Source organism: Bacteroides sp. LFL-34 (assembly GCF_027257075.1).
Lineage (GTDB): Bacteria > Bacteroidota > Bacteroidia > Bacteroidales > Bacteroidaceae > Bacteroides > Bacteroides ovatus.
This window is the reverse complement of sequence record NZ_JAPQKZ010000008.1, coordinates 98,271-111,832: the sequence shown is the minus strand read 5'-3', so window position 1 is coordinate 111,832 and position 13,562 is coordinate 98,271. Positions and strand designations below refer to the sequence as shown.

Genomic DNA, 13,562 nt, shown 5'->3' with positions numbered 1-13,562 from the left:
ACATAGATTAAACGTTTACGTAACCATCTTTTTTGTACCTTTGCGCCCGAAAATCAGAGTGATAATTTAAATATTGAAATATTATGAGTAAGAAAGCCCTTTTAATGATCCTCGATGGTTGGGGATTAGGTGACCAAAAGAAAGATGACGTAATCTTCAACACTCCCACTCCTTACTGGGATTATCTGATGACTACTTATCCTCACTCTCAACTTCAGGCAAGCGGTGAAAACGTAGGTTTGCCCGACGGGCAGATGGGTAACTCGGAAGTAGGTCACTTGAATATCGGTGCCGGACGCGTAGTTTATCAGGATTTGGTAAAAATCAATCGTGCATGTGCTGACAATAGCATCCTGAAAAATCCTGAAGTCGTTTCTGCTTTCTCTTATGCAAAAGAAAACGGAAAGAGTGTTCACTTTATGGGGCTGACTTCTAACGGTGGCGTACACAGCTCACTCGTTCATCTCTTCAAACTTTGCGATATCGCTAAAGAATATAATATTGACAATACATTTATCCATTGCTTCATGGATGGTCGTGACACTGACCCGAAGAGTGGTAAAGGCTTTATCGAAGAACTTTCTGCACACTGTGAGAAATCAGCAGGCAAGATTGCTTCTATCATCGGCCGTTATTACGCTATGGACCGTGACAAACGTTGGGAACGTGTAAAAGAAGCTTATGACCTGCTTGTAAACGGCATAGGTGAGAAAGCTACCGATATGGTTCAGGCTATGCAGGAGTCTTATAATGCAGGTGTTACAGATGAATTCATCAAACCGATTGTGAATGCCAACTGCGACGGAACAATCAAAGAAGGTGATGTAGTTATCTTCTTCAATTACCGTAATGACCGTGCCAAAGAGTTGACTGTTGTATTGACTCAACAAGATATGCCGGAAGCAGGTATGCACACCATCCCAGGGCTGCAATATTACTGTATGACTCCGTACGATGCTTCTTTCAAGGGCGTTCATATCCTGTTCGACAAAGATAATGTATCTAATACATTAGGCGAATATCTTGCTTCTAAAGGCTTGAGCCAACTTCATATCGCTGAAACAGAAAAGTATGCGCACGTAACATTCTTCTTCAATGGTGGACGTGAAACTCCGTTTGATAAAGAAGATCGTATCCTTGTTCCTTCTCCCAAAGTGGCTACTTACGACTTGAAGCCGGAAATGAGTGCTTTCGAAGTAAAAGACAAATTGGTGGCTGCCATCAACGAGAACAAATATGATTTCATCGTAGTGAACTTCGCTAATGGTGACATGGTAGGTCATACCGGTATTTATGAAGCAATCGAGAAAGCTGTTATTGCTGTAGATGCTTGCGTGAAAGATGTAATCGAAGCTGCCAAAGCACAGGATTACGAAGCAATTATCATTGCCGATCATGGTAATGCTGACCACGCTTTGAACGAAGACGGTACTCCGAACACTGCTCACTCTTTGAACCCTGTTCCTTGTGTTTATGTAACAGAGAACAAAACTGCGAAAGTAGAAAACGGTCGTCTGGCAGATGTTGCTCCGACTATTCTCAAGATTATGGGTCTGGCTGCTCCGGCTGAAATGGACGGAAACGTTTTGATTAAGTAATTTAAATTTCTATAATTGGGAGGGCGGAGTAGAACTCCGCCCTTTTTGTCTCACATAAGGTTTAAAATGATACAAATAGGTGATGTAGTAGTGTCTCTTGATGTATTTCAGGAGAAGTTTCTTTGCGATCTGGGTGCCTGCAAGGGCGCTTGTTGCATTGAAGGTGATGCCGGTGCTCCGGTAGAGCTGGATGAGGTGATGGAGCTGGAAGAGGTTTTGCCGGTTATCTGGGACGAACTGGCTTCGGAAGCACGTGCGGTGATTGAAAAGCAAGGGGTGGTATATACGGATCAGGAAGGTGATTTGGTGACTTCTATTGTCAATAATAAGGACTGTGTGTTTACTTGTTATGATGAGAATGGTTGCTGCTATTGCGCGATCGAAAAGGCCTATCGAGAGGGAAAGACTGCCTTCTATAAACCGGTGTCCTGCCATCTTTATCCTATCCGGATTGGAGATTACGGACCTTATAAAGCGGTGAATTATAATCGTTGGGACGTATGCAAAGCAGCGGTTTTGCTGGGAAAAAAAGAGAATCTTCCCGTATATCAGTTTTTGAAAGAGCCTTTAATCCGTAAGTTCGGTGAAGAATGGTACAAAGAGCTGGTCACTGTTGCCGAAGAACTGAAAAAGCAACAGTACATTTAAATTCTCTTCCGGTTCTTGCGTATGCAATATACCTGATATAGTAAAATACACAATGCGATAATAATTCCGCATGCCGGTATCATCCATACTTCCGGATGAATAATAATCAAGAAAATACAAGTGGCGATTACGCAGGAAGTCAATACAATAAGAAACAACCTGATCTTTGCAAATAACGGATTAGGAACAGTAGTTTTCATTTTCATAGTTATGTTTTCTTTGCTTTTTATGCAAGATAGTGATTTTGTATGGAAAACGTTTCTGCTGTTAGGTTTTATTAAGAGATGGACGGTTGATCGATTTGAATATGAAAGCCCCTTTGGGCAAAAGAAAAACACCGATCGAAGGATGTTCCTTCGCCATCGGCGTTTCCTCGTTGTAAGATGTGAGGTTGGTTTATAAAACGTAATTATTTAATTATGTATCGATATTTGCATACGTTGCATTCTCTTCAATAAACTCGCGGCGTGGCCCTACATCTTCACCCATCAACATAGAGAAGATATAATCAGCTTCTGCGGCGTTGTCAATATTTACTTGTTTCAGCATACGGTTTTCGGGGTCCATGGTTGTTTCCCACAATTGCTGGGCGTTCATTTCACCCAAACCTTTGTAGCGCTGTGTATGAATTGCATTTTCCGAACCGCCACCGTAAGTGTCAATAAACTTCTGGCGCTGTGCATCTGTCCAGCAATACTCTTCTACTTTACCTTTTTTGCAGAGGTAGAGCGGGGGAGTAGCGATGTACAAATAGCCATTCTGGATAATCTGTGGCATATAGCGGAAGAAGAATGTCATAATCAGTGTGTCGATGTGAGAACCATCGACGTCGGCATCGGTCATGATGATAATCTTATGATAGCGCAGCTTCTGTATGTTGGCTTCCTTGCTGTCTTCGTCAGTTCCGATAGTTACACCGAGAGCTGTGTAGATATTGCGGATTTCATCACTTTCCAAAGCCTTGTGATACATGGCTTTTTCCACATTCAGAATCTTACCGCGTAATGGGAGGATAGCCTGGAACATACGGTTACGTCCCTGCTTGGCAGTACCACCTGCCGAATCTCCCTCGACAAGGAATAATTCACATTTTGAAGGATCCTTATCCGAACAGTCGGCTAATTTACCCGGCAGACCACCACCCGACATCGGCGATTTGCGTTGTACCATTTCACGGGCTTTTCTTGCTGCGTGACGTGCGGTAGCCGCGAGAATCACCTTGTCTACAATCGTTTTTGCTTCCTTCGGATGTTCTTCCAGATAATATGCCAATACTTCACCCACTGCTTGGTCAACAGCACCCATCACTTCGTTGTTACCCAACTTCGTTTTAGTCTGTCCTTCAAACTGTGGTTCAGCTACTTTTACAGAAATAACGGCAGTCAAACCTTCACGGAAGTCATCTCCCGAGATTTCAACCTTCACCTTTTCCAGCATCTTGCTGTCTTCGGCGTATTTCTTCAACGTACGGGTCAGCGCACGGCGGAAACCTGCCAAGTGTGTACCACCTTCGATAGTGTTGATATTGTTAACGTATGAGTGAACGTTTTCGGAGAATCCGGTATTGTACATGATAGCCACTTCAATAGGAATTCCCTGTTTTTCCGAGTTCAGATAGATAACGTCGTTAATCAAGTGCTCGCGTGAAGACTCGATAAAACGTACAAACTCTCTCAAACCTTCTTCTGAATAAAACTGCTCACCCTTGAAGCTTCCGTCCTCGTTCACAACCCGACGGTCCGTCAGGGTGATGCGGAGACCAGCGTTCAGATAAGCCAATTCGCGCAGACGTGAAGCCAGAATCTTGTAATCGTATACCGTTTCTGTAAAGATGGTATTATCCGGCCAGAATTGTTGGCGGGTTCCAGTGATGTCGGCTGTACCGACTTCTTTTACAGAGTAAAGCGGTTTACCGATCTCATACTCCTGCTGATAGATTTTACCATCGCGGAATACTTGCGTAGTCATGTGGGTAGACAGCGCGTTTACGCAAGACATACCTACACCGTGCAAACCTCCGGATACCTTGTAAGAACCCTTGTCGAATTTACCTCCGGCATGCAGTACGGTCATGGCAACTTCCAGTGCCGACTTCTTTTCTTTCTCGTGATAGTCCACCGGAATACCGCGTCCGTTGTCCTGTACTGTGATTGAATTGTCTTCGTTGATTGTTACTTCGATGTGGTCGCAATAACCGGCCAATGCTTCGTCGATAGAGTTGTCAACGATTTCGTATACCAAATGGTGAAGTCCCTTGACGCTGATGTCACCAATGTACATCGCAGGGCGTTTTCTTACTGCTTCAAGACCTTCCAATACCTGGATGCTATCCGCAGAATAAGACCCGTTATTGGGAGTGATTTGTTCTTCGCTCATAATTGCCTTTCTAACTTTAATAACAGAGCAAATATAGTGAAAATTGTCGACTTGGCGAAGAATAATCAGTGAAAAATAAAGAATGCGGGTTGATTCTCCGCTTTCTTGATAAGTTTGATATTCAGTTGGTTATAAACAAGAAAGGCCGAACTTAAAAGTTCAGCCTGGATGCTATATAGAATTGTTAAATTCTTATTATTAAGCGAGCTTGTTGATGTAAAGAGCCAACTTAGATTTCAGATTGCTAGCTTTGTTTTTGTGAATGATGTTCACTTTAGCCAACTTATCCAACATCTTTGTAATGCCTGGGTACATTGCAACTGCTTCTGCTTTATCAGTAGTTGCACGAAGCTTTCTAACAGCATTTCTCATGGTTTTGCCATAATATCTGTTGTGAAGTCTTCTTGTCTCTTCTTGTCTGATTCTTTTCAGTGATGATTTATGATTTGCCATCTCGACTAATCTATTTTTTTAGTTCTTTATTCTTTTAACTTGTAGCCCGTGGGGGAATCGAACCCCCCTTTCAAGAATGAAAATCTTGCGTCCTAACCGATAGACGAACGGGCCATCCTTTGTTGCATTTCTGCATTTTGCTTTCTCGAATCTGTGTTTGTTTCTCGATTGCGGATGCAAAGGTAGGAACTTTTTTGAAACTGGCAAATGATTTATAGGAATTTTTTCATTGAATATGTGTTTTTTTCAAAGTGACCATTCTTTTATGCTGATATTCAATAAAATAGACGGTTTCAGTTTTTATAAAAAAATCTTATCAGTGAAAAAAAACTGGAAGGTGTTCTCTTCCATATACCTTATTATATTATAGTGGAATAAAAAGGCTGCTTATTTTTGTGATTTCTCTTGTAACAAAAAAAGTGCATTCTCTCCTCGCTTGGACAGAATGCACTAAACACAAACAAAACAAACAATTTTAATAAAACGATATTTTCTTTGAAAAACCGTTTTATTAAGACGCTACATGTAGTGGGAAACATTACATGAGCAGAGGGCAAAAGAGCCCACTAGGGTACTTCGCAGTAGCCTTTGTAAATACATCTCACCTAAATATTGTTCACATACTATTTCGTCACACGTTTTTAAGACTCCAGTTCGGAGTTGTTCAGGCGTATAATCCATCCGTTAACTTGCATTCTTGGGCATATATGCGGAATTCCGGTATCTGATGGCTGGATAAAGAACAAAAGCGTATATGAGTCCTGACGGTCGAGATACTCCTGGTCACTCATTTCACCTATATCATTGTAGATTTTGGATAACAACAGATATTGAGTGAGTGGGAGACGAAGAATGTTCTGGCCGCTTGGTATATGTTTGATCGATAAGGTTGTCTGATCTCCTTTCATGATACGTAATGTATTTAATCTCGCATGGATGACCGGAGTTTGCTCGGACATTACAGCCACTTCCTTCTGGTATGGAAGATAGTAGACTGGAGTTGTACCGACCGGTGTGTTTGTGTAGTCTATTATTCCGTTGGCAGATTCCAGAGTAAAGGAAAAGTCCTCTTGGCTTAGAGGGGCATTTGCTTCATCTTGAAGAATGCATGAGAAATAATTAGTATCTTTCACTAAATTGGCGGTAATAACCTGATATTTTTGACTAATAGTAATATTTTCAAGGCTACTGTAAAAGAGTGCATTCAGTTTCTTGTTCGACTGATTCTTATTATCGCATGCCAATGATATATTCAGGGACCTTCGTTCCGTTTGTCCAGCTTTGAGATTAGGGAGCTGGTACATGTGGTTGGATGTCCCTCCCCATATAAGCAAACGATAAGTTCCTTCGGGAAACGGTACTCTTACCATACAGTAGCCTTGATGTAATGTAATGCTGTCTACGTCCACTCGATCCACATATTTATCATCCTTGTCGAAAGCAAGGATGGTAATGTCGCTTACTTGTGTGGAGGCAGCGTCCACATCTAGTATATTATAGGTATACGAGATTTTCAGCCAAGTCCCGGAAGGGCAGTCTGACAAGTCGTCGTTCACCCAGTTGCAGGATGAGAACAAGGCGATGGCACTGATAATATAGAGTAAAAATGGACGCATTTATAATAAATTTAGTTCGGGTGGCCAATACTTATTCAAGTTCTACATCTTGATTACGTACGGCCCACGGAAAAACATTGAAATTGATGTCTAGTTCGGCTTTATATTCATCCGGCTGATCCGGGTCGATGAAAGGTTCGCCGCTACCGAGTCCTGCAATTTTGTTGACTGACAATCTGTATATATTGTTGCGTACGATACCGAATTCCATGACACCCATTTCCGGAGAATTATTATCAAGGTGTTTGATCCAGTAATTGTAATAACAAGAGTAGTTTTCCGTTTTCTTGAAACGTTTGATACTATATCGAGCTAGCTCTTCTGTTGTCGAGTTGTCAGTGACATCGTCCGGCAAATTATTAAGGACTAGTTTACGGATTGCATCTACGCTGGTATAAAAGTTGTAATTGAAGTAGAACATATTAGTCGGCCAGTTGGACTGATTGCTAACTACATCGCCATTTTCATTGAAAACGTGGTCGGGGGCAATATCCATGTTGGCTTTGAACATAACTCCCGTGCTGTATGCATTCAGTTGGGCGTCAAGGAACATACAGTTTTCCAGGCAGTAGATATGTGACCAGCTGTTAGCTTGAGCCATGCCTGCCCAGTTGCCGTCGTTGATATCCAACTGTACTAGAGCTTGTGCAAAGAAACCGTCGGCGTTTGTAAAGTCCCCGGCGTTCTCCACTGTTTTCTTGAAGAAATAAGGATCGATAACATAACCATTGTTGTCGTTGATATCACCGAAGTTTTCATCAGTATATGAGTCTGGTTCCTGAAAACTGTTCAGTACTGCTGTATGGCGGAAAGTATAAAACTGGGTTGCCAAGTTCAACATTCTAAAATTGTTCAGTTTGATTGTACAGTAGGTCTTTCCGGATGGGTCTGTTAGTGGGAAAGTTTCTTGTGTTTGAGTCAGTTCAACTTTGGCAACCACGCGTTCAAGACCGATGGATACACTAGTCACTTTATCGGAGTCTGTAGGTTTTTTCACTTCAACGTTCAGATTGGCAGCTCCACGATTGGTCATAACGAAACCGTTTTCGGGTACGCTTGGAATTTTTCCTGCACTGTAAGTTACGGCATCAACTGCATTCAGAAAAGCCTCTTGTGTGCTGATATTTCCTGTGATTGCTTTTCCGTTAGCTATGGCAAAGATGTTATAAGTTCCCGGATTTACAGTGATTTTGTCGGCGGTGTACTGTATGTTTTGACCGCTCGTAACTGTCCGGTTGATGTTCTTCAGTTCCTGTTGATCTTTGAGCGTTTTTGTGGTCGAGTCAAATAGATAAACAGTGAGACTCTTTACTGCATATTCTTCTTTAGAACCTTCGGTGGTAACGCCGGACGATTCGGCACTTCGACTGGTAGCAACGTTTGGAATCTCGAAGAACAAGGCGAGATTGCCATTTGACTCTGAATGAGTATCATCGGCGATGACAACATCTGCATCATTGATGCAACTGTACTGTGTGACTGCTGCGAATAAAAGCAGTGACATTAATTTACTGAATCTTTTCATTTTACATTTGGTTTTAATGAGTGTTTATTTTAGTGCACGGACTAATTGCAGATTATTATCCGCTTGTGATAGTCCTGCTTTTTGAGCTTGTCTGAATAAGTACTCTGCTTCTTCATAGTTGTTTTTAAGAAAGCATAGAACTCCTTTTGCTAATATTGTTTCCGGTACTTTCGGAGCTTTTTCCAAATAAGTGGCAGCTGTTTGGACGTCTCTTTGCATCAAGGCTATGCAGGCGGCATTCAGGTTGGCTGTGGGATTATCGGGAAATAGTTGTACGGCAGTCATGAAAATCTGATTATAAGTTTCGCTTCCAGGTGTACTGGCAAGTGCGAGACGAAACATTTCTTCAAGACTCAAATTTTTAGGGTTTGTAGTAAAGACTTTCCGGGATTCTGCAAGAGTAAACGGGCGTACACGATACTCAATAGTGTAGTCGGAATGTCTAAGTAGAGTAAACCAATGCTTCAGGACAAAATCGTAGAATGCAGGGAAGTGCTTTTTTAGCTTTCTCTCCTTGCTATCGGGGTGAATGTCGCTTGTTATGGTTTTTATTATCGCTTCTTTCTCTTGAAAAGTCGTATCACAGAGAAGAGCTTCAAATCCTTCCCAATCTTCAGGAGTATAGTCTGTCTGGATATGCGCTCCGTCGAATGCATATAGCTGATTTACATACTCTTTCACAGATTGAGTACGTTCACGGGCCAACTTCTCATTGAGTCGGTAAGGTCCGTCGGGTGAAGCGTAGCCGTGAATGCTGATGTGTGTGATGGTAACGTTGGTGTCATTTTTAATGGTGTTGATTGTTTCAATAATTTTATTCAGTTCTACTGTATTGTTGCTGTACGTTTCGTATATAGCAGTCACATTGACAGGAAAATCAATAAACGCGCACCCTTTTTCTTCTCTGATTTTCGAGGTTTCCACTTGGGGAGTCAAGAATACGAGTTGTGGAATAGGGGTTGGCTGTGGGTGTAAACGGGCGATACAAGTGAGATTTTCTTCACCCGGAATCCCACAGCCACAGCTTTTCTCAACGAGTGAGAGAGTGGCATGATTCATCCAACTTTCGAAAGGTACAGATTGCAGATAATGCATTGTCTGCCGACTTCCGTTTTTTCTTTGCAATGCTTCGGCTTCTTTTTCCTTCTTGCCAGCTTCGCGCAAAAATATGATGTGTTGTTTTCGGCTGTTGATATAGATAGCTGGTAATTCCAACCGGTGTTCCAAACTGTCACTGACAACAGGTACCAATGTCATTGATTCATTGGGCAGGAAGTCACGGGTGATTTCTATTTCAATAGAAACCAGTAATTCTTTCCCGGCCTTGTGCAGGCTGGAGGAAGTGGCTCGAACAGTGCCATCATCTCCTGTTACAGGTGTCTGTGCCTGAAGAGAAAGAAATAAGATGGCTGCAATGATAAAAGTTCCTCCTGTTTTCATAATTTTATAACTAAATGACTTCTTATCTGTAACAAAAGCAATCATAACTCACCATGGATAAATTCGTGAGATGATTCCTTGCTGTTGCAATGCTTTCAATATCTTTATGTCCTTTATTGATCTGCTGATGCCTCCATGCCCTAGATAATATACTCTCCATGGGGTAGAATGGCATTGACGTGCTATTCGTATGTAGATACTTCTTCTTCTGGAGAACCAGACTTTCCATAAACTTTTCATCCTGTTTTATTTTAAAATAGATAAACTAAACTTATTGAAGCCTTACTAGGCCCTATGTAATGATAATCACCTTTGTCTCGTAATCCGGCGCATTCCTTGACGCAGTTGTACTGCTTGTAGCGGATAAAATCGTATCCTACTCCCAGACTTGTTTCTATATTCCAATGATTATCCAGCATCCAGTGATATCCGGCACTGATACCTCCACCTGCCAGCCATCCTTCATATCTGTATTTTTTCAACCCGGCGAATATACCGAAAGGCAGTTTTTTCCCTCCGATATTGAATTGTGCCCCATTGAGGTAAGCACCCCAGAAAAAGCCGTTAAACTTCTGGCAAGTCCAATATTTATATTCTGGCTGTATCAGCCAATAGCGGTTCACATATTTCTCTTCCCGTTTCCATGGTCGCAGACTGCCGGTCAGTTCAACTGTACTTTTATTTCCTATGGCATAGGAGACTCCGGCTTCGAAAGCCCCATCTATTGCCGGAAGCGCATTCACGCTGACTGCTACTCTCTGTGAGCGACAGTGGAGCCAACCAACTGATAAGAATAGGAATAAGAGTAAGAAATATTTCATTGTGTCTGTTTGTTAAGGACGTTTATTATTTTCAAAAAATACATTCAGATTGTAAGAAGCTTCTTCGGAACCTTCTGTCTTAGCAGCCTTTAACATGCGAATACCTTCGTATGTGTTTCCAGTCATCAGCTCATATACACCCCGACAATTCTTGTAAGCAAGGCTGTCATGAGGAGCCATCGATAAAAACTTGCTTATTGATTGAGTGTCTCCTTGTTCGATGGCAGCAGCGGCAGCGTTTAGGTTGGCGATGGGGTGTACAGGATACAGTTTGACACTGATGTTAATAATTTGGTAAAACTTAGCTTTGTTATCTGCATACGACAGAGCTACGGTATAGAGTTCGCGGAGCGACAACATTTGTGGATTGACATCAGCCATAATCTTAGCTTCTTCAAGATTAAAATTCAACTCTTTCTGGTTTCGTATATCTACATCATCCGTAGCCGGGGAAACATACGAACCTTTATATTTCATTTTTGTGGTTGTCATATCAGCTGGAGACGTGTTTTCTGCTGTTGACGTAACCTCGTCCGGATTCTTTTGGGAGGATGGGAGTGCAGCAGGTTGAGATGTAATGAGTAAAGTATCTTTCAACGCTTGTTCACCTTCAGGACGGATGATTGTTCTCCGAAGGAGGAGAGTTGCGTGGTTCATCCAATCTTCTGCGGGCAACGAAGTTCGGTAAGCGATGGTGCGGGAATGACTTTCGTCGATACCGGCAACGAGGTAGGTTGCGTTCTCTTCCTTATGCTCGCTTTTTTTTCGTAATATCTGGTTACGCAGATATAATTTTTGTTTTTGTTTGCCGTTTAATAAGATGGAAGGTAGTAAGATTTTTCTTTCCTGTCCGGTTAAGACGGGCGTTAGTCTGACGGCATTTTTAGACTCCATATTTTCTATCTCTACCGATACATCCATGGAGAGAAGTAATGAATCTGCCCGCACTCCGAGAAAGTGTGGAGTAATATCCAGTTTAATGTTTTGTGCCGGGAGTAGATTGCATATCAATAAGCTGAAAAATATGAATGCTTTCGTTTTCATTTTATGTGGTTATTATTAGGTTGATTTATCGGATGAAATATATGATTGATATCCCTGCTTGTGTAGGTCCCCAGTAGTTGCAGCTTGATTTTTCCAATAGGGCTGCACCTTCAGACTGTCCGTAGCGTTTATAATTAAGGTGTGCATATCCGAGTGAGATTCCTGCTTCCAGATTCCATTGAGGGCTGATTATCCATTGATAACCGTAGGAAATGCCGAAACCCGCCAGATTGCCTTGATATCTGTTGTGAGCAATCTGCCTGTTCTCAATACCCAGCATTTTCCCATTGTTGAATCCCCAGGGGAGCATTCCTCCAAAATTGAACAAAGCATAGTGTAGCTGAAAGCCGATAAAACTTCCTGTGAATACTTCATTAAACCATTTACGGTATTCTGGCTGCAACAGGAAATGCTTCATCTTTTTGTTCCCTCCGAAGTTCCAGGGGTTGTAATTGAGGGAAAGGCTGATGGTATGCGTATCGTCACATCGCACTTCTCCTCCCATATTGAGAGTAGTGGTTAGATCGTAAAGCAGATTGCTTTTAATGGCTATATTTTGTCCGCAAAGGTTCGAAGCAGGCAGAATACATGCAACAAAGGCAATGATGGCTAGCCCATGTTTAATGTTTGCTGCATGTCTCCACCTGTTGCTGGCAGCAGACCTTTCATTTTTGCTGATATTGGGTTTGTGTGTCATAATTATTTGTTTATGTGTATCTGTTACTTCTTAGGTAACGGAACTCCTGTTTAATGACAGGAACACATGGGGGAAAAGTAAAAAAGACGGTGGTCTTTTATTGATATATGTCTCTGGAAGCTTTCGGACAGAAAAAAGTGGTCCGATGATTGGCAATAGATAGTTGGAACATGAACTAAAAGTGATTCGTGTTCTCATATCTTATTTTATTCTTCGAAAGAAGTTGAATAAAATAATGTATAATTAATTTGGAATGTAATACTCTTTTTATATATCTTTGTGCAGTATTTATATCCGTTACCTAAGAAGTAATGGATAAGGCAGATTGCTGATAGATAGTTGTTTATGTATTATTGATGACTTGTGTTGTAAGATTCTACGTAAAAACAATTCAATTGATTGGCTTCTGTTCTTTTCTTCAAACCAAAACCTTTCAGATAAGTTTGTGTGGTTTTTATAGATTTATGTCCTAGTGATTCACTGATCATTTCAATAGGGATTCCCTGGTATTTGGCATTTGTTGCCCAAGAATGCCGGATGGTATATGAACTGACAGGTGATTTTAGGTTTAGTTCTCTTGACAGGCTTTTTAATTGATTGTTGAATCGGCGGAGGGCTGACTGATATTCCTTATATATGCCTTCTTCTTTTCGTCTCTTATCTCCTCTCATTATATTAAATAGGTAGTCTGGGCAATCTTCTCTCGGTGGATTGCTGTTACGCAGCTTGTTTATCTCTTTCTTGGAGGTGTCCAGGATTTCAAGACTTATTGGTGTGCCTGTTTTTATACGATTGTATCTAAGGATTCCGTCTTCCAATGCCGATTTCTCTAAATGTGCGAAATCAGAGAACGGCATACCGCAGAATTGGAACATCAACCGTGCGATAGCTTGCGTACGGATTAAGTGTTGGGATTGAGGGGCTTTGTAGAGAAGTGTATGCAGTTCGCTGACCGGGAGCGCCTTTTTCTGTCGTACATCTACGCCAGTGTATACGTCACGAAACAGCCGGGGGATAAAGCGGGCTACCCCTGCTTCTACACCACGATTATAGATGCTGCGCAACATACGCATATAGGTCGAAACTGTGTTTGGCTTCAACCCATGTTCGTGGAGGTACTGTCCGTATCGTCTCAAACTATCGCGAGTGATCTGCCCGAAAGTTATGCTGGGAGTACCACAGAACCTTGTGAATGACAGAATTGCATTCTTATACACATGTGCTGTCGAATAACGACCTTCTTCCTGTAAATTCCGGATGTATGCTTTGGCGCATCCGGTAAATCCGTTTTTATTACTTTTTCGTTTCATAAGCTTGTTTATCTTTACTTGTTATTCAGGGACT

General features: G+C 41.7%; 13 protein-coding genes and 1 tRNA gene. 2 read left to right on the top strand and 12 right to left on the bottom strand.

What is annotated here, in order from left to right; all coding sequences use genetic code 11:
* Positions 1 to 83 precede the first annotated feature (83 nt).
* Both gpmI and N5O98_RS06735 read left to right on the top strand, forming a co-directional pair.
* Positions 84 to 1,598, top strand: a complete 1,515-nt coding sequence (gene gpmI, locus N5O98_RS06740) for a 2,3-bisphosphoglycerate-independent phosphoglycerate mutase (RefSeq protein WP_032842877.1) — start codon at positions 84 to 86, stop codon at positions 1,596 to 1,598.
* Between the two features lie 66 nt (positions 1,599 to 1,664).
* Positions 1,665 to 2,246 carry a DUF3109 family protein gene (locus N5O98_RS06735; RefSeq protein ID WP_004298239.1) on the top strand — a complete coding sequence of 194 codons (582 nt, stop codon included), beginning with the start codon at positions 1,665 to 1,667 and terminating at the stop codon, positions 2,244 to 2,246.
* Here N5O98_RS06735 and N5O98_RS06730 read toward each other — a convergent pair.
* From N5O98_RS06730 to N5O98_RS06675, 12 genes are all read right to left on the bottom strand, one after another.
* The gene (locus N5O98_RS06730) at positions 2,243 to 2,452 is read right to left on the bottom strand and encodes a hypothetical protein (protein WP_061448385.1); all 210 of its coding nucleotides are present in this window, start codon (positions 2,450 to 2,452) and stop codon (positions 2,243 to 2,245) included. The two genes, N5O98_RS06735 and N5O98_RS06730, sit on opposite strands and share 4 nt — an antisense overlap.
* A 211-nt stretch (positions 2,453 to 2,663) precedes the next feature.
* Positions 2,664 to 4,622 (bottom strand): DNA topoisomerase (ATP-hydrolyzing) subunit B, encoded by a 1,959-nt coding sequence (gene gyrB / locus N5O98_RS06725; protein ID WP_004298236.1) that lies wholly within the window; start codon positions 4,620 to 4,622, stop codon positions 2,664 to 2,666.
* 198 nt (positions 4,623 to 4,820) lie between these two features.
* Positions 4,821 to 5,075: a 30S ribosomal protein S20 gene (rpsT, locus tag N5O98_RS06720; protein WP_004298235.1), complete on the bottom strand. Its 255-nt coding sequence runs from the start codon at positions 5,073 to 5,075 to the stop codon at positions 4,821 to 4,823.
* Between the two features lie 42 nt (positions 5,076 to 5,117).
* Positions 5,118 to 5,189: transfer RNA gene (locus N5O98_RS06715), tRNA-Glu, on the bottom strand.
* Between the two features lie 527 nt (positions 5,190 to 5,716).
* Complete coding sequence (locus N5O98_RS06710; RefSeq protein WP_004298233.1) at positions 5,717 to 6,691, bottom strand: FimB/Mfa2 family fimbrial subunit; 975 nt, start codon at positions 6,689 to 6,691, stop codon at positions 5,717 to 5,719.
* Positions 6,692 to 6,722: 31 nt separating this feature from the next.
* Entirely contained in the window at positions 6,723 to 8,216 is a 1,494-nt protein-coding gene (locus N5O98_RS06705; RefSeq protein WP_061448383.1) for an Mfa1 family fimbria major subunit, read from the bottom strand.
* Positions 8,217 to 8,240: 24 nt separating this feature from the next.
* On the bottom strand, positions 8,241 to 9,656 hold the full coding sequence (locus N5O98_RS06700; RefSeq protein ID WP_004322478.1) for a DUF3868 domain-containing protein: 1,416 nt from the start codon (positions 9,654 to 9,656) through the stop codon (positions 8,241 to 8,243).
* A gap of 48 nt (positions 9,657 to 9,704) precedes the next feature.
* Entirely contained in the window at positions 9,705 to 9,896 is a 192-nt protein-coding gene (locus N5O98_RS06695) for a hypothetical protein (protein WP_074726671.1), read from the bottom strand.
* 11 nt (positions 9,897 to 9,907) lie between these two features.
* Positions 9,908 to 10,477 (bottom strand): DUF3575 domain-containing protein, encoded by a 570-nt coding sequence (locus N5O98_RS06690; RefSeq protein ID WP_022200138.1) that lies wholly within the window; start codon positions 10,475 to 10,477, stop codon positions 9,908 to 9,910.
* A 12-nt stretch (positions 10,478 to 10,489) separates the two neighbouring features.
* Complete coding sequence (locus N5O98_RS06685; RefSeq protein WP_004298229.1) at positions 10,490 to 11,521, bottom strand: DUF3868 domain-containing protein; 1,032 nt, start codon at positions 11,519 to 11,521, stop codon at positions 10,490 to 10,492.
* 25 nt (positions 11,522 to 11,546) lie between these two features.
* Positions 11,547 to 12,218 (bottom strand): DUF3575 domain-containing protein, encoded by a 672-nt coding sequence (locus N5O98_RS06680; protein WP_004298228.1) that lies wholly within the window; start codon positions 12,216 to 12,218, stop codon positions 11,547 to 11,549.
* A gap of 350 nt (positions 12,219 to 12,568) precedes the next feature.
* Positions 12,569 to 13,528: a tyrosine-type DNA invertase cluster 3b gene (locus tag N5O98_RS06675; RefSeq protein WP_118161315.1), complete on the bottom strand. Its 960-nt coding sequence runs from the start codon at positions 13,526 to 13,528 to the stop codon at positions 12,569 to 12,571.
* Positions 13,529 to 13,562 lie beyond the last annotated feature (34 nt).

Coding starts and splice junctions, on each gene's coding strand:
- N5O98_RS06685 (WP_004298229.1), bottom strand. CDS start 11,521: ATGAAAACGAAAGCATTCATATTTTTCAGCTTATTGATATGCAATCTA.
- N5O98_RS06675 (WP_118161315.1), bottom strand. CDS start 13,528: ATGAAACGAAAAAGTAATAAAAACGGATTTACCGGATGCGCCAAAGCA.
- N5O98_RS06695 (WP_074726671.1), bottom strand. CDS start 9,896: ATGAAAAGTTTATGGAAAGTCTGGTTCTCCAGAAGAAGAAGTATCTAC.
- gyrB (WP_004298236.1), bottom strand. CDS start 4,622: ATGAGCGAAGAACAAATCACTCCCAATAACGGGTCTTATTCTGCGGAT.
- N5O98_RS06700 (WP_004322478.1), bottom strand. CDS start 9,656: ATGAAAACAGGAGGAACTTTTATCATTGCAGCCATCTTATTTCTTTCT.
- N5O98_RS06735 (WP_004298239.1), top strand. CDS start 1,665: ATGATACAAATAGGTGATGTAGTAGTGTCTCTTGATGTATTTCAGGAG.
- N5O98_RS06690 (WP_022200138.1), bottom strand. CDS start 10,477: ATGAAATATTTCTTACTCTTATTCCTATTCTTATCAGTTGGTTGGCTC.
- N5O98_RS06730 (WP_061448385.1), bottom strand. CDS start 2,452: ATGAAAATGAAAACTACTGTTCCTAATCCGTTATTTGCAAAGATCAGG.
- N5O98_RS06710 (WP_004298233.1), bottom strand. CDS start 6,691: ATGCGTCCATTTTTACTCTATATTATCAGTGCCATCGCCTTGTTCTCA.
- gpmI (WP_032842877.1), top strand. CDS start 84: ATGAGTAAGAAAGCCCTTTTAATGATCCTCGATGGTTGGGGATTAGGT.
- N5O98_RS06705 (WP_061448383.1), bottom strand. CDS start 8,216: ATGAAAAGATTCAGTAAATTAATGTCACTGCTTTTATTCGCAGCAGTC.
- N5O98_RS06680 (WP_004298228.1), bottom strand. CDS start 12,218: ATGACACACAAACCCAATATCAGCAAAAATGAAAGGTCTGCTGCCAGC.
- rpsT (WP_004298235.1), bottom strand. CDS start 5,075: ATGGCAAATCATAAATCATCACTGAAAAGAATCAGACAAGAAGAGACA.